At 69.2% G+C, this 23151-nt stretch carries 28 protein-coding genes; 21 read left to right on the top strand and 7 right to left on the bottom strand.

The window, feature by feature from the left end; translation table 11 throughout:
- Window positions 1–14: 14 nt before the first annotated feature.
- From WFJ97_RS13555 to WFJ97_RS13540, 4 genes are read left to right on the top strand one after another with little or no spacing between them, the layout of a single operon-like run.
- Entirely contained in the window at window positions 15–215 is a 201-nt protein-coding gene (locus tag WFJ97_RS13555) for a hypothetical protein (RefSeq protein ID WP_247956546.1), read from the top strand.
- A complete protein-coding gene (locus tag WFJ97_RS13550; protein WP_247634384.1) occupies window positions 212–613 on the top strand; it encodes a TadE/TadG family type IV pilus assembly protein in 402 nt (133 codons plus the stop codon). Before WFJ97_RS13555 ends, WFJ97_RS13550 begins: the two co-directional genes overlap by 4 nt.
- Complete coding sequence (locus WFJ97_RS13545; protein WP_336641908.1) at window positions 582–1037, top strand: TadE family protein; 456 nt, start codon at window positions 582–584, stop codon at window positions 1035–1037. Before WFJ97_RS13550 ends, WFJ97_RS13545 begins: the two co-directional genes overlap by 32 nt.
- Entirely contained in the window at window positions 1037–1456 is a 420-nt protein-coding gene (locus WFJ97_RS13540; RefSeq protein WP_336641907.1) for a pilus assembly protein TadG-related protein, read from the top strand. The genes WFJ97_RS13545 and WFJ97_RS13540 overlap by 1 nt, the downstream gene beginning before the upstream one ends.
- 7 nt (window positions 1457–1463) lie before the next feature.
- Here the strand turns inward: WFJ97_RS13540 and WFJ97_RS13535 are convergent, their stop codons facing one another.
- On the bottom strand, window positions 1464–2714 hold the full coding sequence (locus WFJ97_RS13535) for an MFS transporter (RefSeq protein WP_336642095.1): 1251 nt from the start codon (window positions 2712–2714) through the stop codon (window positions 1464–1466).
- A gap of 85 nt (window positions 2715–2799) precedes the next feature.
- Between WFJ97_RS13535 and prfB the strand changes: the two genes are divergently transcribed.
- Complete coding sequence (gene prfB, locus WFJ97_RS13530; protein ID WP_247625325.1) at window positions 2800–3909, top strand: peptide chain release factor 2; 1110 nt, start codon at window positions 2800–2802, stop codon at window positions 3907–3909.
- A 22-nt stretch (window positions 3910–3931) separates the two neighbouring features.
- Here prfB and WFJ97_RS13525 read toward each other — a convergent pair whose 3' ends face one another.
- Window positions 3932–4945, bottom strand: a complete 1014-nt coding sequence (locus tag WFJ97_RS13525; protein WP_336641906.1) for a DUF2510 domain-containing protein — start codon at window positions 4943–4945, stop codon at window positions 3932–3934.
- A gap of 33 nt (window positions 4946–4978) precedes the next feature.
- On the bottom strand, window positions 4979–6256 hold the full coding sequence (locus tag WFJ97_RS13520; RefSeq protein WP_336641905.1) for a DUF2510 domain-containing protein: 1278 nt from the start codon (window positions 6254–6256) through the stop codon (window positions 4979–4981).
- Between the two features lie 174 nt (window positions 6257–6430).
- Between WFJ97_RS13520 and ftsE the strand changes: the two genes are divergently transcribed.
- The 3 genes from ftsE (at window position 6431) to smpB (ending at window position 9053) form a co-directional block, all read left to right on the top strand.
- Window positions 6431–7570: a cell division ATP-binding protein FtsE gene (ftsE, locus tag WFJ97_RS13515; RefSeq protein WP_336641904.1), complete on the top strand. Its 1140-nt coding sequence runs from the start codon at window positions 6431–6433 to the stop codon at window positions 7568–7570.
- Window positions 7567–8481 (top strand): permease-like cell division protein FtsX, encoded by a 915-nt coding sequence (gene ftsX, locus WFJ97_RS13510; protein WP_247625329.1) that lies wholly within the window; start codon window positions 7567–7569, stop codon window positions 8479–8481. The genes ftsE and ftsX overlap by 4 nt, the downstream gene beginning before the upstream one ends.
- A gap of 95 nt (window positions 8482–8576) precedes the next feature.
- Complete coding sequence (gene smpB, locus WFJ97_RS13505; protein ID WP_336641903.1) at window positions 8577–9053, top strand: SsrA-binding protein SmpB; 477 nt, start codon at window positions 8577–8579, stop codon at window positions 9051–9053.
- A 7-nt stretch (window positions 9054–9060) separates the two neighbouring features.
- On the opposite strand, the gene WFJ97_RS13500 is transcribed toward smpB, so the two are convergent.
- Both WFJ97_RS13500 and lexA read right to left on the bottom strand, forming a co-directional pair.
- Window positions 9061–10926 (bottom strand): S9 family peptidase, encoded by a 1866-nt coding sequence (locus tag WFJ97_RS13500; protein WP_336641902.1) that lies wholly within the window; start codon window positions 10924–10926, stop codon window positions 9061–9063.
- Window positions 10927–10973: 47 nt separating this feature from the next.
- Window positions 10974–11660, bottom strand: coding sequence for a transcriptional repressor LexA (lexA, locus tag WFJ97_RS13495; protein WP_336641901.1), 687 nt, complete (start codon window positions 11658–11660; stop codon window positions 10974–10976).
- A gap of 309 nt (window positions 11661–11969) precedes the next feature.
- On the opposite strand from lexA, the gene WFJ97_RS13490 reads away from it, so the two are divergent.
- From WFJ97_RS13490 to WFJ97_RS13465, 6 genes are all read left to right on the top strand, one after another.
- Window positions 11970–12332: a LysM peptidoglycan-binding domain-containing protein gene (locus WFJ97_RS13490; protein ID WP_336641900.1), complete on the top strand. Its 363-nt coding sequence runs from the start codon at window positions 11970–11972 to the stop codon at window positions 12330–12332.
- 77 nt (window positions 12333–12409) lie between these two features.
- Window positions 12410–13495 (top strand): histidinol-phosphate transaminase, encoded by a 1086-nt coding sequence (locus WFJ97_RS13485; protein WP_336641899.1) that lies wholly within the window; start codon window positions 12410–12412, stop codon window positions 13493–13495.
- Window positions 13492–14109: an imidazoleglycerol-phosphate dehydratase HisB gene (gene hisB / locus WFJ97_RS13480; RefSeq protein ID WP_336641898.1), complete on the top strand. Its 618-nt coding sequence runs from the start codon at window positions 13492–13494 to the stop codon at window positions 14107–14109. Before WFJ97_RS13485 ends, hisB begins: the two co-directional genes overlap by 4 nt.
- Window positions 14106–14741: an imidazole glycerol phosphate synthase subunit HisH gene (hisH, locus tag WFJ97_RS13475; protein ID WP_247625336.1), complete on the top strand. Its 636-nt coding sequence runs from the start codon at window positions 14106–14108 to the stop codon at window positions 14739–14741. Before hisB ends, hisH begins: the two co-directional genes overlap by 4 nt.
- 102 nt (window positions 14742–14843) lie before the next feature.
- Window positions 14844–15590: a bifunctional 1-(5-phosphoribosyl)-5-((5-phosphoribosylamino)methylideneamino)imidazole-4-carboxamide isomerase/phosphoribosylanthranilate isomerase PriA gene (priA, locus tag WFJ97_RS13470; RefSeq protein WP_247634394.1), complete on the top strand. Its 747-nt coding sequence runs from the start codon at window positions 14844–14846 to the stop codon at window positions 15588–15590.
- Window positions 15574–16401, top strand: coding sequence for an SseB family protein (locus WFJ97_RS13465; protein ID WP_336641897.1), 828 nt, complete (start codon window positions 15574–15576; stop codon window positions 16399–16401). The genes priA and WFJ97_RS13465 overlap by 17 nt, the downstream gene beginning before the upstream one ends.
- Window positions 16402–16546: 145 nt before the next feature.
- On the opposite strand, the gene WFJ97_RS13460 is transcribed toward WFJ97_RS13465, so the two are convergent.
- The gene (locus tag WFJ97_RS13460) at window positions 16547–16945 is read right to left on the bottom strand and encodes a DUF1844 domain-containing protein (protein ID WP_247956537.1); all 399 of its coding nucleotides are present in this window, start codon (window positions 16943–16945) and stop codon (window positions 16547–16549) included.
- Window positions 16946–17175: 230 nt separating this feature from the next.
- Here WFJ97_RS13460 and infC point away from each other — a divergent pair, with 230 nt between their 5' ends.
- The 3 genes from infC to rplT all read left to right on the top strand — a co-directional run bounded on the left by infC (window position 17176) and on the right by rplT (window position 18506).
- Window positions 17176–17820, top strand: a complete 645-nt coding sequence (infC, locus tag WFJ97_RS13455; RefSeq protein ID WP_308194271.1) for a translation initiation factor IF-3 — start codon at window positions 17176–17178, stop codon at window positions 17818–17820.
- A gap of 73 nt (window positions 17821–17893) precedes the next feature.
- Complete coding sequence (gene rpmI / locus WFJ97_RS13450) at window positions 17894–18088, top strand: 50S ribosomal protein L35 (protein ID WP_247625340.1); 195 nt, start codon at window positions 17894–17896, stop codon at window positions 18086–18088.
- 31 nt (window positions 18089–18119) lie between these two features.
- Entirely contained in the window at window positions 18120–18506 is a 387-nt protein-coding gene (gene rplT, locus WFJ97_RS13445; RefSeq protein ID WP_045252681.1) for a 50S ribosomal protein L20, read from the top strand.
- Window positions 18507–18518: 12 nt separating this feature from the next.
- On the opposite strand, the gene WFJ97_RS13440 is transcribed toward rplT, so the two are convergent.
- Window positions 18519–18974, bottom strand: coding sequence for a ribosomal maturation YjgA family protein (locus WFJ97_RS13440; RefSeq protein ID WP_336641896.1), 456 nt, complete (start codon window positions 18972–18974; stop codon window positions 18519–18521).
- An 81-nt stretch (window positions 18975–19055) separates the two neighbouring features.
- Between WFJ97_RS13440 and WFJ97_RS13435 the strand changes: the two genes are divergently transcribed.
- The 4 genes from WFJ97_RS13435 to WFJ97_RS13420 are packed head-to-tail and all read left to right on the top strand — an operon-like array spanning window position 19056 to window position 22946.
- Window positions 19056–19868 (top strand): TrmH family RNA methyltransferase, encoded by an 813-nt coding sequence (locus WFJ97_RS13435; protein ID WP_247625342.1) that lies wholly within the window; start codon window positions 19056–19058, stop codon window positions 19866–19868.
- A gap of 52 nt (window positions 19869–19920) precedes the next feature.
- Complete coding sequence (locus tag WFJ97_RS13430) at window positions 19921–20592, top strand: response regulator transcription factor (protein ID WP_247625343.1); 672 nt, start codon at window positions 19921–19923, stop codon at window positions 20590–20592.
- A gap of 3 nt (window positions 20593–20595) precedes the next feature.
- Window positions 20596–21972 carry a sensor histidine kinase gene (locus WFJ97_RS13425; RefSeq protein ID WP_247634398.1) on the top strand — a complete coding sequence of 459 codons (1377 nt, stop codon included), beginning with the start codon at window positions 20596–20598 and terminating at the stop codon, window positions 21970–21972.
- A gap of 11 nt (window positions 21973–21983) precedes the next feature.
- Window positions 21984–22946: a TAXI family TRAP transporter solute-binding subunit gene (locus WFJ97_RS13420; RefSeq protein ID WP_336641895.1), complete on the top strand. Its 963-nt coding sequence runs from the start codon at window positions 21984–21986 to the stop codon at window positions 22944–22946.
- Window positions 22947–23151: the final 205 nt, after the last annotated feature.

Below are 23151 nucleotides of genomic sequence, written 5' to 3'. Positions count from 1 at the left end.
ACGAAAGGAAACCTATGAACCCGATCCTTCCCCTCCGCGCCCGCGCGACCCGGTGGTTGCGCGCGCTCGCGCACGATGACCGCGGCGATGTGCCCGGCTGGGTGCTCGTGACGCTCATGACCGCCGGCCTCGTCGTGCTCATCTGGGCGGTCGCCGGTCCGGCGCTGTCGGATCTGTTCGAGCAGGCGATCCAGCGGGTCTCCGGGATCCAGTGAGCTCGTCCGGGATCCGCGACGACGAGCGGGGATCGAGCCCCGTCGAGTTCGTTCTCGTCGGCACGCTCCTCACCGCGCTCACACTCGCCGTGATCCAGCTCGGTGTCGCCGTCTACGTCCGCAACGTGGTGCACGATGCAGCGGTCGAGGGCGCGTACCACGCGGCGCTCGCCGACACCACGCTCGAGGAGGGCGCCGAGCGGGCGCGCGAGGTGATCGAGCGCGCGGTCGGGGCCGCGTATGCCGAGGACATCGCCGTCGGCGTCACCGACCTCGGTGACCGCGATCGCGTCGACGTGCGCATCCGGACGACGTTCCCACTGGTGGGCCTGATCGGTATCCCCGCCGCCTGGGAGGTGACCGCGCATGCTCCGATGGAGAGCCTGGGGGAGGAATGACGACGGTTCCGCCGCGCTGGAGTTCATCACGGTCGGGGTGATCCTGCTGGTGCCGTTCGCCTACCTCGTGATCGTCCTGGGCGCGATCCAGGAGCAGTCCTTGGGGGCGGAGGCCGCTGCGAGACACATCGCCCGGACCATCGCGCTGTCGACCGGCCCGGAATCCGCGGCGCTCGCCGCGGACGACGTGCTCACCGCGGTCATCGACGAGTACGGGATGGATGCCGAGGCCACCGACGTCGCTCTCTCCTGCGTGCCCGAAGGTGCCGAGTGCCTGACGGGCGGCGCGACGCTCCGCGTGACGGTCACCACGGTCGTGCGGATGCCGTTCGTGCCGGAGATGCTCGGACTCGACAGCGCCCTCGCCGTTCCTCTGGAGGCCACCTCCGTGCAGAAGGTCGGTCGCGGTTGGGGGAGCGGATGATGCGACGTCGTACGAGCGAGGCCGAGGAGGGCAGCATCCTGCTCCTGACCCTGGGCTATGTGCTCCTCGCGCTCGCGATCGTGCTGGTCTGCGTGTGCGCCACCGACCTGTACCTCGCGCAGAAGCGGCTCGACGCTGTGGCCGATTCGGCGGCGGCAGCGGCAGCGGACGGGTTCACACTGGTCGCCGATGACCACGGCGTCCGTGCCGAGCTCGACGACGGCGACATGCGGGAGCAGGCGCTCGAGGTCATCGACGCGGTCGAACGCCACGCCGCCCTCATCGACGCGTGGACACCCGACGGTGTCTCGGTGCAGGTGACGGTGACGGCACCCTGGCATCCGCCGGTGTTCTCGCCCTTCGTGCCCGACGGCGTCGTGCTCGAAGCGACCGCGACGAGCCGCACCGCGCTGCGATGAGCGACCGTCAGCCGGGAGGCGGCACCGGGTCGTCGTCCCGAACCCTCGGGACGAACCGAGGGATCCACCGGACGAACCCCACGGCACCGAGCAGCCCGATCACCCCGATCGCAGCGGCTGCGACCGGAAGGGACGCGATCGCCGTGATCGCCGACACCAGGAGCGGCGCGATCGCCCCACCGGCATCCGTCAGCGTCCGCCAGGATCCGAGGAAGGCCGCGGGTTCGCGCTTCGGCGCGACATCGGCGCCCAGCGTGAGCAGGATGCCGCTGGACAGGCCGTTGCCCACACCGAGCACCGCCGCGAACATCCCGAACCACAGCACCGGTGCCTCGACGTCGTGCGACAGCGAGAGGGCGACGAAGCCCGCTCCCATCAGGATCATCGCCGGCATCGCCGCCCACATCCGGCCGAACCGGTCCATGACCTGCCCGCTCGCGTAGAACAGCGCGAAGTCGATCGCGCCCGAGATCCCGACGACCAGTGCGATCGTCTGCGCATCGAGGCCCAGCGAGAGGCCCCAGAGCGGCAGCACGACCTGGCGGGCCGAACGCACGGCCGAGAGCGACGCCGCGGCGAGGCCGAGCCGGCTGAGCACCGTGCGCTGCTGCCACATCGTGCGGAAGATCCCGATCCGCTCGAAGGTGGGGATCGCTCCGCTGACCACCGCGCCCGGGTCCTCGGCCGTGCCGATGCGGATGGGGGAGGTCACAGCGGGCGGCATCGTCTTCTCCGGATCGGGGCCGAAGAGTACGAGCAGCACCATCACCGTGAGGCATCCGAGGAAGAACCAGATCGCGGCGGTCTCGGTGGCGAACAGTTCCAGCAGACCCGCCGCGACGAACGGCCCGATGAAGATCCCCAGGCGGAAGCTGCCGCCCAGCAACGACAGCGCACGTGCGCGGAACTCGATGGGCACCCGCGTGGTCATGAAGGCGTGACGCGCGAGCCCGAAGGCGGCGGCGCAGAAACCGAGGACGAAGACGGATGCCGCCAGCACGCCGATCGACGGGGCGAAGACCATCCCGACCGCCGAGAGCATGGCGATCGCGCCGGCGATGACCATCGTGAACCGCTCGCCGATACGGGCGACCGCCCATCCGGCGGGCAGATTGCCGCAGAGCTGACCGACGACCAGCGCCGAGGCGACCAGCGCGGCGAACGCGACGTCGGCGCCCATCGATGCGGCGATGACGGGGATCAGCGGGATCACCGCGCCCTCGCCGAGCGAGAACAGCACGGTCGGGAGATACACCATCGGCCCGAATCGTCGGAGGACCGTGGATGCACTGCTCACCGTTCGAGGCTACTCCCGCGGCGACGACAGGATAGGCTCGGTGATCATGCTCGAACTCGATCTCTCCGCCGACATCCAGGCACTCAGGCACACCTTCGGCGACATCAGCGAGGTCGTCGATGTCGCACGGCTCCGCGACGAGATCGCGCGGCTCAGCGAAGAAGCCGGTGCCCCCGACCTCTGGGACGACACCGAGAACGCACAGAAGGTCACCAGCGCGCTGAGCCACCGCCAGTCCGAGCTCGCCCGCGTCACCGGCATCGCCCAGCGCCTCGACGACCTCGAAGTGCTCGTCGACCTGGCCAACGAGATGGGTGACGAGGACTCCGCCCAGGAGGCTCGCACCGAACTCGCAGCCCTCACCGAGATGATCAACCAGCTCGAGGTGCAGACGCTGCTCGACGGCGAGTACGACGAGCGCTCCGCGATCGTGACGATCCGCTCCGGCGCGGGTGGCGACGACGCGACCGACTTCGCCGAGATGCTCATGCGCATGTACCTGCGCTGGGCCGAGCGGCACAAGTACCCCGTGAAGGTCATGGACACCTCCTACGCCGAGGGCGCGGGCATCAAGTCGGCCACGTTCGAGATCGACGCGCCGTACGCGTTCGGCACGGTGTCGGTCGAGGCCGGCACCCACCGCCTGGCGCGCATCAGCCCCTTCGGTTCGGCCGACAAGCGTCAGACATCGTTCGCCGCGGTCGAGGTCATCCCGCTCATGGAGGAGGCGACCGAGGTCGACATCCCCGAGAACGACATCCGCGTCGACGTCTTCCGCTCGTCCGGCCCCGGCGGCCAGTCGGTCAACACCACCGACTCCGCCGTGCGACTGACGCACCTGCCGACCGGCATCGTCGTGTCGATGCAGAACGAGAAGTCGCAGATCCAGAACCGCGCCGCAGCCATGCGCGTGCTGCAGACCCGCCTCCTCCTGCTGCAGAAGGAGCAGGAAGCAGCGAAGAAGAAGGAACTCGCGGGCAACATCACCGCCAGCTGGGGCGACCAGATGCGTTCGTACTTCCTCTACGGTCAGCAGCTCGTGAAGGATCTTCGCACCGGATACGAGTCGGGCAACCCGATGGCGGTCTTCGACGGCGACCTCGACGGCTTCATCTCCGCCGGCATCCGTTGGCGTAAGCGTCCCGAAGAGGACTGATCTCGAACGGCCCGTCCGCGCCTCAGCGGGCGGCGCCTTCGAGGGTGCCGGTCACGGTGCCGTCGTAGCTGTAGATCAGGCACTGCATAGTGCGGTCTCCGCCGGCCCACGACGTCTCCGTCGGAGTGAGCCACCAGTAGTCCAGCTCGGATTCCTCGTAGGCGATATCGGCGAAGTCCTCGAACTCGGGCTCGCACTCGCGGATGGCCGCGTCGGCGAGTGCTTCCTCGCCGGGGAACTCTCCGTCCGGTAGGTCGAACTCGTAGTAGATCTCGTCGATGTGCGGACCGTCGCACGGCACGATCGTCACTTCGAAGAACTCTTCGCCGTCCAGCCCCTCGGGCAGGCAGTCGCCCACCTCCAGGTCGCTGGCGTAGATCACCTCGCTGCCGGGAACGTCGTCCGCGCTCCCTGACGCGGAGAACGAACCCACGAGGACGAACGAGAGCACGGCCGCGAGAAGCGCCCCGAGCACGGAGACCGCCAGCCCGGCGATTCCCGCCCACTTCCGGGCGCGGAGGAACAGCGACACGAGCGACAGGACGAATCCCGCGCCGAGAAGCAACCATCCGATGAGCGGGATCTGCGGGATGCAGGCCACGATCGTTCCGAGCGCGGCGGCGATGAGACCGGCGAGTCCGACGGCCGGGAACGGCGCAGGAGAGGTGCCGGGGAGTGCGTAGCCGTCGTACGGCGCCGGCACCCCCGGTGCCGACGGGTACGGCGAGAACTGCGGAGCGGGCGAGTACTGCGGTGCGGACGGGTACTGCGGGTAGGCCGCTGCAGAGGGGGACTGCGGCGCCGACGGATATGCAGGTGCCGAGGGGTACTGCGGCGCGGCGATCGGCGCTGCCCCTGGCGGTGCGGTGGGCACCGGCGGGGCGAGGGGCGGCGTGTACGGCGGTACGAACGGTGCGGGCTCAGGAGACACGAGCGCGGGGGCCGCGGAGGCGGCGACGTGCGCCGTCCATCCCGATCCGTCCCACCAGCGCTTCTGCCCGGATCCGTCGTCGTACCAGCCTGCGGGAGTCGACACCTCGGTGGTGCTCTTCGTCTCGACGCTCCGCGGTCAGCGGGCGCTGGCCTCGACGGTCACTTCCGCGACGTCCTGCAGCAGTTCGTCGGTGATGACGATCGTGTAGGAGTCGCTCTGCGCGACATCGAACGACAGCGTGCCCTGCGCGGTCTCGCCCGGGGCCAGCTGGGCGGACTCGAGCGTGGCGTCGCCGAAGTAGTCGTAGGTGCCCTCGTTGCCGTCGGCATCGATCACCGTGAAGTAGAGCGGGTTGACGGAGGTGTCGCCGCTGATGGCCTCCCACGTGAGCTCGACCGAGAGGTATCCGCCGTTCTCGGCCTCGAAGCTGGAGCCGTTGGAGGTGCCCCAGGACGCGGCGGTGATGGTGACCTCGCTCTCGCCCGAGTACTGGTTCACGGTGACGGGAGAGCCCATCGTGCCCTCGACGATCTCGCCGGAGTCCTCTCCGCCGTCGGTGCCGATCGAGGGCACGGGCGGGGGCGAGTACGACTCCGCGCTGTCGATGGCGATCTGGGCGATACCGAACGTGAAGAACACGATCGCCATGATGCCGCCGACGATGCCGCCGAGGACGGACACTCCGATTCCCGTGATTCCCGGCCACTTCTTACCCTTGAGGAAGAGCGACACGATCGAGACCACGAGCCCGGCGAAGAGGAGGATCCAGCCGAAGACCGCGGTCAGCAGGAAGCACACGAGGATCGTTCCCAGCACGGCGAGACCGAGTCCGACCAGGCCGAGCACCGAGATCGGGCGGGGCTCGGCGGCGGGGGATCCGGGGTACGGGGTGTACCCGCCGGGGGCGCCGCCGTAGGGAGCGATGCCGGGGTATGCGCCCGTCGGAGCGACGCCGTAGGCCGGAGCGCCTCCGGGGGCGGTGGTCGGATAGCCGGGTGCCGCGTAGGCCGGCGCTGCGTAAGCGGGTGCTTCGGGAGCGACGTACGCGGGCGCCTCGGGAGCCACGTACGCCGGTGCTTCGGGGGCGACGTAGGCCGGTGCTTCGGGGGCGACGTATGCGGGTGCTTCGGGGTCGACGTCGGATGCCGGCCCCTCGGCTGCGGCATCCGCATGTGCCGACGGCTCGTTCTCTTCGGCGACCGCGATGGTCGCGTCCACCTCGGCCTCGGTCGGGACGACGGGGAGCGGCTCCTCGGCGACCTGCGCGGTCGGCTGCTCGGAGACGGTGGTCGTCTCGGGAGCGCTCGCTTCGGGAGCCGTCGCCTCGGGAGCGAAGTGCTCGGTCCACTGCTCGCCGTCCCACCAGCGCTGACGCCCGGAACCGTCGTCGTACCAGCCTGCAGGTGTCGTCATGGCATCCCCCTCGGATCTCACGTCCGCGTGGATGGCGCGGACTGCCACTTCATGTATAGCAGTGGCTCGTGACATCGACGGAGACGGATGTCGAACGATGCCTTCTCGCACGTCCGGCCCGCGCGGGGTGTCGCGCGCGGCGCGGGAGGGGAGCGCGCTTAGGCTCGTACCGCCATGATTCGGTTCGAGAACGTCACGAAACGCTACCGCGGGACGTCCAAGCCCGCCCTCTCCGGAGTCGACTTCGAGGTGCAGCGCGGGGAGTTCGTCTTCCTCGTGGGTGCCTCGGGTTCCGGGAAATCGTCCTGCCTGCGGCTCATCCTGCGCGAGGACGTGCCCACCACGGGCCGCGTCGCCGTGATGGGGCGCGACCTCCGTTCGCTCGCGAACCGCAAGGTGCCGTACTTCCGACGCCACATCGGCTCGGTGTTCCAGGACTTCCGCCTGCTTCCGTCGAAGACGGTGTACCAGAACGTCGCCTTCACCCTCCAGGTGACCGGTTCGTCGCGGGGCTTCATCCAGCAGGCCGTTCCCGAGGCGTTGGCCCTGGTCGGTCTCGACGGCAAGCAGAAGCGCATGCCGCATGAGCTCTCGGGCGGTGAGCAGCAACGCGTCGCGATCGCGCGCGCTCTCGTCAATCGCCCGCAGGTGCTTCTCGCCGATGAGCCGACGGGAAACCTCGACCCCGCCACCTCTGTCGACATCATGCAGCTCCTCGCACGTATCAATGCGGGCGGGACGACCGTGCTCATGGCCACACACGAGGCCGGTTTCGTCGATCAGATGAAGCGCCGAGTCATCGAGCTCCGCGACGGCGTGATGGTGCGCGACGAGGTGCACGGCGGTTACGGCGACACCTCCAACATCCCGCGTCTCGTTCCCGAGGAGGTGCGCGGCGCCGCCGCCGCGGCTGCGCTCACGGCGGTGCAGGAGGTGCAGCGCCAGACGTCTGATCTGTCGATCGTGCGGGCCGCACTGACCGAGGAGCTCAGCGCGCAGCGCAAGGCCGCGGCATCCGCGCCGACCCCGGCCGCGCCGGCATCCGCTCCGACACCCGCTTCCCCGGCGCCCGTGCCGACTCCCGCCGCCGCGGCAGCCGCTCCGGCTCCGGGCCAGGTCCCCGCCGCGGCTCCCACGGAACACGCCGCCGATGCGGCTGCGCCCGCCGAAGCCGACGCCGCGCCGACGTCTCCCTCCACCGGTCCGCGCACGCATCCGATCGTCCTCCCCGAGGTCGACGTCGCCGAGCTCGGCGTCGCCGACAGACTCGGCCTCTCCAGCGGCGACGACGAGGAAGTGGGTCCGACCTCATGAGAATCGGACTGATCCTCACCGAGGCCCTGCTGGGCCTGCGCCGGAACATCTCGATGGTGATCTCGGTCGTGCTCGTGACGTTCGTCTCGCTCACCTTCGTGGGCGCGGCGATCCTGATGCAGTCGCAGATCGGCGTCATGCGCGGGTACTGGAGCGAACGCGCCCAGGTCGCCGTGTACATGTGCTCGGCGGTGTCGGAGTCCGACACCTGCGTAGACGGGGCTGCAAGCGAAGAGCAGGTCGCCTCGGTGCGCGCCCAGCTCGAGGGCGACGCGCTCGCGCCGCTCATCAGCTCGATGACCTTCGACACGAAGGAAGACACCTACGCCAAGCTCGTCGAGCAGGTGGGCGAGGAGCAGGCGAGCGTGATCACCCCGGACCAGGCGTTCGAGGTCTTCTTCGTGACGATGAAGGATCCGGGGCAGTCCCAGGTGCTCTCCGAAGCCTTCAGCGGTCAGACCGGCGTCGAGCAGGTCAAGGATCAGCTGCAATATCTCGAACCGCTGTTCTCGGCGCTCACGGTCGCGACGTACGTGGCCGTCGGGATCGCGGTGCTCATGCTCATCGCGGCGACGCTGCTCATCGCCACGACCATCCGATTGTCGGCCTACGCGCGGCGCAAGGAGATCGGGATCATGCGCTTGGTGGGCGCGTCGAACCGCTTCATCCAGACGCCGTTCGTGCTCGAAGGCGTCTTCGCCGCCCTGCTGGGATCGGCGCTCGCGAGCGCGGCGATCCTCGCGGGCGTGCACTTCGGCGTGAACGGCTACCTGCGGGGACGCGTGCCCTTCATCACGACCTGGATCGGAATGCAGGATGCCGCGTGGGTCGTGCCGGTGCTGATCGGCATCGGCGTCGTGCTCGCCGCACTCTCGGCGGGCTTCGCGATCCGGCGCTGGCTGCGCACCTGACCATCTCGGCCGGGTCGGAAGTGGCTCGGAGGCACGTGACGCAGGTATGCTGAAAGGCTGTTGTGCGAGCGCACGACACGGATCAGGAGAGCATCATGCCCAGGGAACGCGGGGAGAAGGTCATCGCGACCAATCGTCGCGCACGTCACGACTACAACATCGAGAAGTCGTACGAGGCGGGGATGGTGCTCACCGGCACCGAAGTCAAGTCACTGCGCCAGGGGCGCGCGAACCTCTCGGACGGTTACGCGTTCGTCAAGGGCAACGAGATCTTCCTCGACTCCGTGCACATCCCCGAGTACTCGCAGGGGCACTGGACGAACCATTCGGCCAAGCGCATCCGCAAGCTGCTGCTGCATCGCGAGGAGATCGCGAAGATCGCCCACGCGGTCTCGGCGGGCGGTTACACGCTGATCCCGCTCAAGCTGTACTTCTCCGACGGCCGCGCCAAGGTCGAGATCGCACTCGCCAAGGGAAAGCGCGAGTACGACAAGCGCCAGACCCTCCGTGAGCGTCAGGACACGCGCGAAGCGGAACGCGCGATGCGACTGCGCAACCGCGTCGGCGAATAGCCGCAGGTCACGGCGACGGCGTGAAGCCGAACGCCCGACCCAGGAACGCGAGTTCGCGTTCGAGGGCATCGACGACCGTCTCCGCGCGCCGGAAGCCGTGCCCCTCTCCGGGGTAGAGCACGTACTCGTGATCGACGCCCCGTCGGGCGAGCGCATCGCGGATCGCCTCGGACTGCGACGGAGGCACCACGATGTCATCGGCTCCCTGGAGCAGGAGCACCGGAACGTCGATCCGGTCGGCGTGCGTCAGGGGCGAGCGTTCGATGTACAGCTCCTCGGATGCCGGGAGCGGACCGACGAGGCCGTCGATGTAGTGCTTCTCGAAGTCGTGGGAGTCGGCGACGAGCATCCTGAGGTCGGAGACGCCGTAGCGCGAGATGCCCGCCGCGAACGCGCCCCCGCGCACGAGCGCGGAGAGGACCGTCCAACCACCGGCCGAGCCTCCGCGGATCGCGATGCGCGTCGGGTCCGCGAGGCCCGCCGCCGCGAGGCCGTGCGCCGCAGCGATGACGTCGTCGACGTCGACGACGCCCCACTGGCGGTCGAGCCGCTCGCGATAGGCGCGCCCGTAGCCGGTCGACCCGCCGTAGTTCACGTCGAGCACCCCGATCCCGCGGCTCGTGTAGAACGCGAGCGCCGCCGAGGTCGCCCCGGTCACGTGAGCGGTCGGGCCGCCGTGCACCAGCACCAGGTACGGCGGGAGTTCGTCGGTGGATGCCGCAGCACCCGGGTTCGCGGGCGGATACGCGTAGGCGTGCACCGGGCCGTGACGGCCGTCGAAGGTGAGAGCGAGGGGCGGCGGCATCCACGCGGGATCGACGGCCTCGCCTCCGCGGACCGCGACGACGGCACCCGTGCCGAGATCGGCGCACCACACGCCGGAGGTGACGCCCGATCCGTTCCCCGAGAGCAGGACGAGCGAGCCGACGACGTCATCGATGCTCACGTGCCCGTCGCACGGCACCTCGAGGCGTCGCTCGGAACCGTCGCCGGAGAGGACGACGATCTCGTCGCGGCCGTTCGTGCGCACGGCCACGAGACGGCCGTCATCGAGGGGCTGGAACCAGCGATTGCCGAGCACCCACAGTCCGTAGCCGGTGTCGGCGTCGGCGGAGGTGAGAGGGACCGGCGCGGCCGTGGGCACGATCCCGTCGACGGTGACACGGTGCACGGCCCAGCGCCCGTCTCGGTCGTCCGCGAAGAGGAGTTCGTTCTCGGATATCCACTCCGGCTGCAGGGCCGCACGTGTGGACACCGAGCCCGTCTCGCCGGAGCGCAGGTCACGCAGACGCAGGTGCGCTTCGTCCCACGGCATCCGCTCGCCCGACCATTCGACCCAGGCCAGCCTCGTGCCGTCGGGGGAGAGGGAGGGATGGGCGTAGAAGGCGCCGCTCTCGGCGTGCACGATGACGGCGGACGGGGACTCCGCGGCAGACCCGTCGGTCGGGATCTCGACGATCGCCCGACGGTGCTCGGTCGAGGTCAGGTCCTCGCGGACGGCGAGAAGGCGGCTGTCCTGCACGCGCAGCCCGCCGTGGGCGGGGCCCGGAGGAGTGAGAGCGACAGGCTCCGTGCCGCGACCGAGCCGGTAGACGCGCTGATCGTCGGCCTGGACGAAGAAGAGGGTGCCATCGGCGTCCGCCGTCCATGCTCCACCGCCGTACTCGTGCACGCGCGATCGGGCGCTCCAGGGAGCGGGGAGCACCTCATGTCCGAGCGATGAGCGCACCGTCATGCGACCGCCCTCTGCGGGTACGGACTCCGCCCACCAGATCTCCTCGCCGACGAATCGTGCTCCGTCGAGGCGCGGGGAGGCCGCGGCGACGGATGCCGGGGTGAAGGGCGAGGGCCAGGAACCGTACGGTGACGACATGCTTCGAGCCTATGCGTCGGCGCGAGCGCGCCGGGCCCGGGCGTGCGTCAGACCGCGCGGAGGACGGCGACGACCTTTCCGAGGACGACGGCTTCGTCGCCGAGGATCGGTTCGAACGCCGAGTTGCGCGGAAGCAGCCAGGTGTGGCCGTCGCGGCGCCGGAAGGTCTTGACCGTCGCCTCACCGTCGAGCATCGCCGCCACGATCTCGCCGTTCTCGGCGGTGTGCTGGGAGCGGACGACGACCCAGTCGCCGTCGCAGATCGCCGCGTCGATCATGGACTCGCCCGAGACCTTGAGCATGAACAGGTCGCCCTTGCCGACGAGCTGTCGCGGCAGGGGGAAGATCTCCTCGACGTGCTGGTCGGCCGTGATCGGGACGCCGGCGGCGATGCGACCGACGAGGGGCACCAGAGCAGCGTCGCCCACGGGAGTGGCGACATCGGCGGGGTTCTCGGTGCTCGTGCCGGGGAGATCGATCAGGACCTCCATCGCACGGGTCTTGCCGGGATCGCGACGCAGGTAGCCGCTGAGCTCGAGCTGGCCGAGTTGGTGGGTCACACTCGAGAGCGACTTGAGCCCGACGGCGTCACCGATCTCGCGCATGCTCGGCGGATACCCCTGCTGGGCGATCGACGACTGGATCACCTCGAGAATGGCCATCTGCTTGGGGCTCAGGCTCTTCCGACGGCGTGTGCGCGGTGCCTCGGGATCGGGGGCGGTGATCTCGCTCATGATGCTCCTTCGGTGCGCGATTCCGGCGTCCTTCTTCGAATGTCGGAGGCCCGTGGTTCGGTGTTGGTATCGAAACCGTATCCGAGAAAAGCGCGGATGTGGAAGATCTGTTCGAGCGTGTCGGTGAAATCACGAACGTGATTTCGAAGAAAGCTTGACAGATATTCGAATTCGAAGATACCTTCGGAACGTAGCTTCGCACTCGCCCCTCCCGGCCGAGAGGCGGATGCGAACGCTACGCCAACGTGGTCATCGCTCGCGGGTGATGACAGACCTCCGGTTCACCGGAGCAAGGCAGAGGAGAACGACATGAGCAGCATCACCTTCAGCACCGCAGCCGTCCGTCCGGTCCGCCCGGCGACGCGTCTCCGGCTGACGGCGCGCGGTCGTTGTGTGCTGCTCGCTCTGGCTGCGCTTCCTCTCGCATTCGGCATCGCCTTCGCCGCGCTCAGCGGCGGCAGCGCGCTGGCGACCGGCGAGGGGGCCGGCACGGTGACGTTCGAGACGGTCACCGTGATGCCCGGCGACACGCTGTGGTCGATCGCGGCCGAGGTCTCGCCCGAGTCCGACCCGCGAGAGGTGATCGGCGAGATCACTCGTCTCAACATGCTGCAGGGCGGCGTGCTGCAGATCGGCCAGGAGCTGTCGATCCCCGCGGAGTACGCGAGCTGACTCGTCCGGCCGTCGTCCCCACCGCAAAAGGCGGTAACGCGGAGAGCTGCCCCGCCCGTGCGGCCTAGCATGGAGTGGTGACTTCTTCGCTCGATGATCTCCCTCTCCGCGACGATCTCCGAGGGCTCACCCCGTATGGGGCACCTCAGGCGCCGCTCCCGATCGCTCTGAACGTCAACGAGAACACGCATCCCGTACCGGATGCCGTGGCAAGCGACATCCTCGACGACATCGCGGTCGCGCTCCGCGACGTGAATCGCTACCCCGACCGCGAGTTCACGGCTCTCCGTGAGGGCTTCGCGCAGTACCTCGGTCACGGCCTCGACGCCTCGCAGATCTGGGCGGGCAACGGCTCGAACGAGGTGCTCCAGCACATCCTCCAGGCTTTCGCCGGCCCGGGGCGGTCGGTCTTCGGCTTCGCGCCGACGTACTCGATGTACCCCCTGCTGGCCCAGGGGACGGGCGCGCGCTGGGTGGCGGGGGAGCGTCAACCCGACTACACGATCACCCCGGAAGAGGCGGTCGCTCAGATCGAGCAGGTCGATCCCGACGTGGTGCTCCTGTGCTCGCCGAACAATCCGACGGGGACGCCGCTCGGACTCGACGTCATCGAGGCCGTCTATGCCGCCGCGCGCGGTGTGGTCGTGGTCGACGAGGCCTATCAGGAGTTCGCTCCGCACGACGCGCCCTCGGCGCTCACGCTGCTGGAGGGACGCCCGCGGCTCGCGGTGTCGCGCACGATGAGCAAGGCCTTCGCCTTCGCCGGAGCGCGGGTGGGATACCTGGCCGCCGATCCCGCGTTCATCGACGCCCTGCGTCTCGTGCGATTGCCGTACCACCTGAGCGCGCTCACCCAGGCGGCGGCGGTCGCCGCGCTGCGCAACTCCGACGTGATGCTGGGCATGGTCGAGGAGATCGTCGCGCAGCGCGATCGCATCACAGCGACGCTTGAGGCGCTCGGATACACGCCTCACGAGTCCTGGTCCAACTTCGTGCTGTTCGGCGGCGTCTCCGATCCGAAGGCCACGTGGCAGCGTCTCTACGAGCAGGGCGTGCTCGTCCGTGACGTCGGGATCCCCGGCCACCTGCGCGTCACCGCGGGCACCGAGGCCGAGACCACGGCGTTCCTCGATGCGCTGGCCTCGATAGAATCGGCCTCATGAGCACCCCCACCCCGGCCCCGCGCACCGCGCGCCGCGTGCGCAGCACGTCGGAGTCCACCGTCGAGCTCGAGCTGAACCTCGATGGCACCGGCGCCAGCCGCATCGACACCTCCGTTCCGTTCTTCGACCACATGCTCACGGCTTTCGCCAAGCACTCGCTCACCGATCTGACGGTGCGGGCCTCGGGCGACACCCACATCGATGCGCACCACACCGTCGAGGACATCTCGATCGTGCTCGGCCAGGCGATCGGTGAGGCGCTCGGCGACAAGGCGGGCATCTCGCGCTACGGCGATGCGCTCGTGCCGCTCGACGAGGCGCTCGCCCAGGCCGTCGTCGACATCTCCGGCCGTCCGTACCTCGTGCACGAGGGCGAGCCTGCGGGCTTCGAGCAGCACCTCATCGGCGGCCACTTCACGGGCTCGCTCGTCCGGCACACCTTCGAGGCGATCGCCTTCAACGCGGCGCTCACCGTTCACGTGCGCGTGCTGGGTGGTCGCGACCCGCACCACATCGCCGAAGCGGAGTACAAGGCCTTCGCGCGCGCTTTCCGGCAGGCCAAGGCGTTCGACCCGCTGATCGACGGCATCCCGTCGACCAAGGGCGCGCTGTGACCCGCACGCCCCGGGTCGCCGTCTTCGACTACGAGTCCGGCAACGTGCACTCCGCGGTGAAGGCGCTGGTCGCCGCCGGAGCGGACGCCGTCCTCACTCGCGATCGCACCGAGGCGCTCGAAGCCGATGGACTGCTCGTGCCTGGCGTCGGCGCGTTCGCCGCGGTCCGTGACGCCCTGCGGGCGCACGGCGGAGACGACATCATCGATCGTCGGCTCGCGGGTGGACGCCCGGTCATGGGAATCTGCGTCGGGATGCAGGTGCTCTTCGAACGCGGTGTCGAACGCGGGCAGAACACCGAGGGACTGGGGGAGTGGCCGGGAGCGGTCACTGAGCTCAACGCCTCGGTCCTCCCGCACATGGGGTGGAACACGGTGTCCCCGGGGCCCGACAGCATCCTGTTCGACGGCATCGAGGACGAACGCTTCTACTTCGTGCACTCGTACGCGGCTCAGACCTGGGAACTCGACGTCATCCCGCCGTTCCCGCAGCCCGTTCTCACCTGGACGACCTACGGTGATCCGTTCCTGGCCGCGGTCGAGAACGGCCCGCTCACCGCGACGCAGTTCCACCCGGAGAAGTCGGGGGACGCGGGCATCCGTCTCCTGCGCAACTGGACCCGGAGCCTCTGAGAGGCGCCGCCCGGCGTCACGCATTTTGAGGCCCGAGCGGCCGCAGAGTACCCTCGAATCTCGTGCCCGCAGCGGGCGCCGAGCCCCCACACCAAGGACGTCATGAACGACTTCGCACAGTCTCCCTCTCTCACGCTGCTCCCCGCGGTCGATGTCGCCGGTGGCAAGGCCGTGCGCCTCACGCAGGGCGAGGCCGGCACGGAGACCAGCTACGGAGATCCGCTGGATGCCGCCGGCGAATGGGTCTCGCAGGGCGCTCAGTGGATCCACCTCGTCGATCTCGATGCGGCGTTCGGCCGGGGGAGCAACGCGCCGATCCTGCGCAAGGTCATCAAGCAGTACCGAGGCGTGAACATCGAACTCTCGGGAGGAATCCGCGACGATGCGACGCTCGAAGCGGCGCTCGAGAGCGGAGCGACCCGCATCAACCTCGGAACCGCCGCCCTGGAGAACCCGGAGTGGGCGGCCGACGTGATCGGCCGTTACGGCGAAGCGATCGCCGTCGGTCTGGACGTCCGCGGCACGACCCTCGCAGCGCGTGGGTGGACGAAGGAGGGCGGCGACCTCTGGGAGGTGCTCGACCGCCTGGAGGACGCGGGCTGCAGCCGTTACGTGCTCACCGATGTGACGAAGGACGGCACGCTGCGCGGCCCGAACCTGGAGCTCCTGCGTGAGGTCACCGCCCGTACGCCCAAGCCTGTCGTCGCCTCGGGCGGCATCTCGAGCCTCGACGACATCGCCGCGCTGCGCGAGTTGGTGCCGCTCGGAGTCGAGGGCGCTATCGTGGGCAAGGCCCTGTACGCCGGGGCGTTCACCCTTGCTGAGGCGCTGGATGTCGCCGGCGACTGACGACTCCTGCGGTCACGGCCCGCACGGTCACGGTTCCCACGACCACGCGGGTGCGGCGAACCGTGGCGACTCCGCCGGCGTTCCGTGGGAGGGGCGCAGTTTCGAGGCGAACCAGCACGCCGCCGATGACGGCTCCGCCGATCCCGCCCTGCTCGCCGCGCTGCTGAGTTTCCGCGCGGGTTCCGGCAGCCAGGTGGAGGTCGTGGACGCCTTCCGCCATGCGCGGGTGCTCATCCCGCTCGTCGCCGAGAAGGGTGAGGAGGGTGTCGCCCCGAGCGGACTCGCCGTCGACAAGACGCAGGAGCTCTCGATCGTGACGGTCGCGGCACCGGACGGGCGTCGCGTGCAACCCGTGTTCTCCTCGGTGGAGGCGATGCAGCGATGGGACGCGTCGGCGCGGCCCATCCCGGTCGAGGCCGTTCGCGCGGCTCTCGCGGCATCCGCCGACGACACCGATCTGATCGTGCTCGACCCGACGTCGGAGACCGAGTTCGTGATCCGCCGCCCCGCGGTGTGGGCGATCGCGCAGGAGCACGCGTGGGAACCGAGCTTCCTCTCGCCCGAGGTGTTCGCCGCCCTGCAGGCGAGCGTCGCGCAGGAGCTCGCGGTGATCGACGTGGCCGTGGCCGCGGGGGATCCGGATGCGCGTCTGCGGGGTCCCGAACTGATCGTGATCCTCGAACTCGTCGACGGACTCGAGCGAGAGGTCCTCGACGCGGTGCTCGCCCGCCTCGCTCAGCGCTGGTCGTCCGACGACCGCATCGCCGTCCTCGCGGACTCCCTCACCGTCAAACTCCGCCGCAGCGCCTGACGCGCCTATAGCTCCAACGGTCGAGCCGTTCCGACCGGCGAGCGCAGCGATGCCGCCGGGAGTGAGCATCGGGAGGGGCCCGCGAAGCGGGAGGGTCCCCGTTCTGCGAACGAAGGCGGCGTCGTTGCGCTCGCCCCCCGAGAAACTAGTTGACCGGCCCGGTCCACTTCTCGCCCGGCCCCTTGCCGATCGGGTCGGGGATGACGGAAGCCTCGCGGAAGGCGAGCTGGAGCGAGCGCAATCCGTCGCGCAGGGAGCGCGCGTGCATGTCGCTGATCTCGGGGGCACCGGCGGTGATGAGTCCCGCGAGGGAGTTGATGAGCTTGCGCGCCTCGTCGAGGTCGAGCTGATCCTGCGCGTTCGGGTCGTCTGCGAGACCGAGCTTGACGGCGGCCGCGCTCATGAGGTGCACGGCGGCGGTGGTGATGACCTCGACGGCGGGGACGTCGGCGATGTCGCGCGTCGCGGACGACGCGGCCTCCTCCTGCCGTGCCCAGCGCTCTTCGCGCTCGCGGTCAGCCTCGTTGGATGCCTGGTTCGTCACTTCGCCTTGCCTTCTGTTAGACTTTGTCGGGCTCCGGAGCGTCATGCTCCGGCACGAAAGAGGATTCACTTCCCACCCGCGCTTGCCGTTCCAGGCTACCGGGTCTTGCACTCCACCGGATCCGCTCGCAGAGCGGGGCGGTCGTCAGGGTGCGAAGCCGGCTTCTGAAGGCCGGTGGGTGGGGACGATTCTGATTTCGCCCGGAATGCTGACAGCATCCCGGTGGCCGAATCCCATCGTCTAAGGAGTTCCGCATCAGCGATCCCCGCACCAATGAGCGCATCCGCGTCCCCGAGGTCCGCCTCGTCGGCCCCGCGGGTGAGCAGATCGGCGTCGTCCGCATCGAGGCGGCGCTGCGCCTTGCGCAGGAAGCCGACCTCGACCTCGTCGAGGTCGCACCCAACTCGAAGCCGCCCGTGGTCAAGATCATGGACTACGGCAAGTTCAAGTACGAAGCCGCCCAGAAGGAGAAGGAGGCTCGCCGCAACCAGGCGAACACCGTTCTCAAGGAGGTCCGCTTCCGCCTGAAGATCGAGGCGCACGACTACACGACCAAGCTCAAGCGTGCCGAGGGCTTCCTGAAGGCCGGCGACAAGGTCAAGGCCATGATCCTGTTCCGCGGCCGCGAGCAGTCGCGTCCCGAGCAGGGTGTGCGTCTGCTGCGCAAGTTCGCCGAGGATGTCGCGGAGCTCGGAACCGTCGAGTCGAACCCGACGATCGACGGTCGCAACATGGTGATGGTCGTGGCTCCGCTGAAGAGCAAGTCCGAGGCCAAGCAGGAGCAGAACGCCGTTCGCGACGCGCAGCGCGCCGCCAACAAGCAGGCTGCCCGCGAGGCGAAGGCCGAGGCTCCGGCCGAAGCCGCCGCGGAGTGACACCCGCCCCACACACTCCCGCACCGCGGGTTGACACCGTCGCCTGAGAAGGCGCCATACGAAGGAAGAGAAGATGCCGAAGCAGAAGACCCATTCGGGTGCGAAGAAGCGCTTCAAGATCACCGGCAGCGGAAAGCTGAAGAAGCAGCAGGCTGGCATGCGTCACAACCTCGAGCACAAGTCGAGCCGTCGCACCCGTCGCCTCAACCAGGACCAGGTTCTGTCGAAGGCAGACGCCAAGGTCGCGAACAAGCTTCTCGGTCGCTGACGCGCCGAACGCACGATAGGAATACAGGAAAATGGCAAGAGTCAAGCGGGCGGTAAACGCTCACAAGAAGCGCCGGGTCATCCTCGAGCGCGCCTCCGGTTACCGCGGCCAGCGTTCGCGCCTCTACCGGAAGGCCAAGGAGCAGGTCATCCACTCCCTGGTCTACTCGTACCGGGACCGTCGCAAGCGCAAGGGTGACTTCCGTCGCCTCTGGATCCAGCGCATCAACGCTGCGGCACGCCAGAACGGCATCACGTACAACCGCTTCATCCAGGGCCTCGGCCTCGCGGGTGTGACGGTCGACCGTCGTATGCTCGCCGACCTCGCGGTCAACGACGCAGCGACGTTCACGACTCTCGTCGAGACGGCCAAGAAGGCTCTGCCTTCCGACGTCAACGCTCCGAAGTCGGCTGCGTAAGCAGCGATCTCTTCAGAAGGCGCTCTCCTCCGGGAGGGCGCCTTCTGCTTTCTCCGGACGCGCTGTCCACCTGGAGCGCACGCCGGCGTCGAGCGCAGCGGCCACCGCGACGGCGCAGACGTAGACGACCAGATCCCGGGGATCGAATCCCGAACCCAGCACCAGGTGCACGGGTGGGAACGCCTGGCCCAGGGCGTGCGGGATGCCGGTGAGTTGGGCGAACTCGACGGCAGCGCACACGAGGGCGGCCGACACCGCGATCGCGCCGGAGCGCGCACGGGGGAGTGCGCAGGCGATGAGCGCGTAGATCAGCACGGCGTAGAGGGCGTCCCCGGCGATGTCCCCGGCCGGCCCCTCGGCGAGACCGTGGACGAAGAGGCCTGCGCCGATGACTACCGCAGCCGCTGCGGCGCAACCGATCCGTCGGCGTCGCCTCGCCCGCGGGGACGATGGGCTGTCGGTTGTCACGCCCGCACCCTATCGATCGGACCTGGAACTGCGCCTGCGTCAATGGCTCGGCGCGGGGAAGGTGTTCCCTAGACTGTGATCGTGCTGGAGAACCCCCGCTCCCCCCGAGTCCGAGCCGTCGCCAAGCTGACGAAGCGAAGCGCACGAACCGAGACCGGGCTTTTCCTCCTCGAAGGGCCGCAGGCCGTCCGAGAGGCTCTGACCTACCGTCCCGAGGCGATCGTCGAGCTCTTCGCGACCCCGACCGGGTGGGAGAGGCATCCCGACATCCGGGCTCAGGCCGCAGATGCCGGCATCGATGTCGAGCACGTCACCGAGTACGTCCTGAACGCGATGGCCGATACGGTCACCCCGCAGGGGCTCGTGGCCGTCGTCCGGCAGACGCCGACGTCCGTGCGCGACGTCTTCGCGGCATCCCCTCGCCTGGTCGCGATCTGCCAAGAGGTGCGCGATCCCGGCAACCTCGGGACGATCATCCGCGCGGCGGATGCGGCGGGAGCGGATGCCGTCGTCCTCACCGGACGCACGGTCGATCCGTACAACCCCAAAGTCGTGCGCGCCACGACGGGATCGCTGTTCCACCTCCCGGTCTCGGTCGGCGGGGAACTCGAAGACGTCATCACCCGCGCGCACGAAGCCGGTCTGCGCATCCTCGCCGCGGATGTGAAGGGTGACGACCTGCTCTCCGCGCGCGCCGAGGGCGTGCTCGCCGAGCCGACCGGGTGGCTGTTCGGAAACGAGGCGCGAGGCCTGGAGGACGACGCTCTGGCGCTGGCCGATCGCGTTCTGCGCCTCCCGATCTTCGGCAAGGCGGAGTCGCTGAACCTGGCGACCGCGGCGAGCGTGTGCCTGTACGAGAGCGCGTTCGCGCAGCGCGCCGCGACGGTCGGCTGATACTTTTGCTCCTGCCCGTCCGTCACCGCCGACGGAGAGAGGAGGGGAGCGCATGCGGATACTGATCGTGGAAGACGACGATCGCGTCGCCGCGGCGCTCGACGCCTTCCTCGCCCGTTCGGGGTATGCGACCGTGAGGGCGTCCGACGGCGCCGCGGCGATGGATCTCCTGGGGGCGGACACCGAGGTCGTCCTCCTCGATCTCGGTCTGCCCGACGTCGACGGCATCGATCTGTGCCGCCGTATCCGTGGCCGCTCCGACGTGCCGATCGTCGTCGTGACGGCGCGCAGCCAGGTGACCGAGCGCATCAAGGGGCTGCGTGCCGGCGCCGACGACTTCGTGGTGAAGCCGTACGACGTGCACGAGCTCCTCGCTCGGATCGAGGCGGTGACACGACGCTCGCGAGCGGTGCGTCCCGAGTCCGACGGCGTGGTCACGATCCACGGCGGCGCTGTCGCGATCGATCTCGTGGCACGGCAGCTCCGGGTCGACGACCAGGCGGTCGACCTCACGCCCAAGGAGTTCGACATCGTCGCGGTGCTCGCGCGCTATCCCGGAGTCGCCGTTCCGAAGGATCGACTCATCCGCGAGGTGTGGAACACCGATTGGCGCGGCTTCGGTCACTCGCTCGAGGTGCACGTCGGAGCCATCCGTAAGAAGACGGGCTCGCACCGGGTGATCGAGACGGTGCGTGGCGTCGGCTATCGGCTCGTGGGGTCGTAGCCGGTGCGCAAGCGGCTCGTGATCGTGTTCCTGGTGCCCCTGGTCGCGATCCTCCTCTCCCTCGGCGGCGCGACCGGATGGAGCGCCGCGCGCAGCATCCAGCAGGCGGTCTACACCGAACAGATCGGTGACCTCGGCTACTTCGCCACGACGGCCCGGCAGGCGCTCCGCTCGGATGCTGCCGGGGTGTTCGAAGGCGAGGCGCGCAGGTTCGAGCAGGTCTACGGGATCGAGATCGCGGTGTACGACCTCACCGGATCCGTCTGGGCGGCGAGCGAGTCGGAGCCGGGGGTGCTCTCCGAGGAGGAGGCCGAGCAGGTGCGACTCGCGCTCTCCGGCCGCCGCGCGGAGGCCCCGGAGGCCTTCTTCCCCTGGATCATCTCGGACGCCACGATGGTCGAGCCGGTGTTCGACGACGGCGATGTGATCGGCGCGGTGATGATCTCGGCCGAGGTGGAGGCTCCGCGCACGGCGATCCTGCAGCAGCTGCTGATCCTGATCGGGGTCGCCCTCGTCTCGATCTCGCTGGGCGTTCTCCTGGTGTTCCAACTCGCCCGGTGGGTGCTCTCGCCCGTGCGGCGGCTCGACGATGCGATGGTGGCGATCGAGCACGGTGAGATGGATGCGCGCGTCGCGGAGGACACAGGGCCGCCCGAACTGAGGCGTATGACGAGGGTCTTCAACGGCATGGCCGAGGAGATTGAGCGCAGCCTCGCCCGCCAGCAGGAGTTCGCATTGAACGCCTCGCATGAACTGCGCAATCCTCTCAACGCCCTGCTGCTGCGCGTCGAGCACCTGGCGACGGGACTCGATGACGACTGGAAGGACGACATCGAGGAGACGCGCGAGGAAGGGCGCCGGATGACTCGGATCCTCGAGACCATGTTGAACCTCGCCCGCAGCGGTCGCGCCGATTCGATGTTCTCCGCGGTCGACCTCACCACGCTCGTCGAGCGTCGCAGCGATGCCTGGCGCGAGGTGGCGGGGCCCCGCGGCATCGGCTTCCGACGCACGGGGGAGGGGATCGTCATGTGCGTCACCGATCGCACGATCGTCGAGAGCGCACTCGATGCGGTCATCGACAACGCCGTGAAGTTCTCGCCGGCCGATTCGGTGATCGAGCTGGGGGTGGAACGCGACGGCGAGCGCTGTCGGTTGACCGTGCGGGATCGCGGGCCGGGGCTCGCCGGGGATCAGGTGGAGTACGCCACCGACAGATTCTGGCGCAGCGCCGACAGCGACGACACCCCGGGTACGGGACTCGGGCTGGCGATCGCCACCGATCTGCTCGCATCCATCGGTGGCGAACTGGTCGTGTCGTCGCCGGACGGCGGGGGTCTCCTGGTGTCGCTCGTGCTCACGAACGGGGGGTTCGAGTGACCAGGGATCGGATGCTCCGGCTCGCGCGCCGTGCCGTTGCCGCAGTCTGCGCCGCCGTCGTCGTCCTCGGCGCGAGCGGGTGCAGCCCGCGCGCGGGCGAGTGGGCGGAGGGCACGGCCGTCATCGCCGGCGGAGGCACGACGGGGGTCTACTTCGACTACGGCGGGCACTTCGCCGAGGAACTCTCGACCGCGCTCGGCGTATCGGCCGAGGTGACGGAGACGGACGGCTCCGTCGACAACCTGCGCAGGGTCGCGTCCGGCGAGGCGCTGCTCGGCTTCGCCCAGGGCGATGCGGCTGCGGATGCCGTGGCCGGACGCGGCGCGTTCGACGAGCCTCTCCCGATCCAGGCGGCGGCGCGCCTGTACGACGAGTACGTGCACGTCGTCGTGCGGGCGGACTCCGAGATCGACGACATCACCGATCTCACCGGGCGGACGGTGTCGCTGGGCGCCGTCGGATCGGGCGTCAACGTCATCGCCACGCGCATCCTCGATGCCGCCCGGGTGGATGCCGGGTCGGTGAGCAATCCGCAGCTAGATCTGCGCGAGTCGATCGCCGCGCTCGAGAGCGGCGAGATCGACGGGTTCTTCTGGGTCGGGGGGCTGCCGACGCCCGGCATCGAGAACCTCTCGGGTTCGCTGCCCCTGCGGTTGCTGCCGATCGAACAGGACTGGGTCAACGCCGTCAACGCACGGTACTCCGACGCGTACCGTTCGTCGGACTTCCCCGCGGGCGCCTACGGGATCGCGCAATCGGTGCCGACGATGGCCGTTCCGAACTACCTGATCGTCGCGTCCGCGACCCCGGATGCGGTCGTGAAGGACGTGCTCACGGTGCTCTTCGACGCGCGCTCGCGCATGGCGGAGGACGTGCCCGCGGCGGCGCTCCTGAGCCGCCGTCAGGCGATCTTCACCGTGCCCGTGGACCTCCATCCCGGAGCGGTGGACTTCTATCGCGATCAGCGCGGATGACGGCGCCGCGCCCCTCGGGGACCGCTGCGTAACGCCCTTGTTACGACCCTCAAGAAATCCTCAAGAAGTCTGACAGCGCCCGGGGGCTCTGCGATCGTGAGGTCGGTCGCGCACCGTTCGACGATGAACGCGGATGCCCGTGGGGACGGGTGGCGCGAGGACTGAACCCACCGGGGCCGACCCCCGATCGAGCACTGCCGACGAC

The organism is Microbacterium sp. USHLN272, assembly GCF_037149655.1.
Classification (GTDB): domain Bacteria; phylum Actinomycetota; class Actinomycetes; order Actinomycetales; family Microbacteriaceae; genus Microbacterium; species Microbacterium galbinum.
Note: the sequence above shows the minus strand (reverse complement) of the source record. Positions and strands in the feature narration are given on the sequence as shown.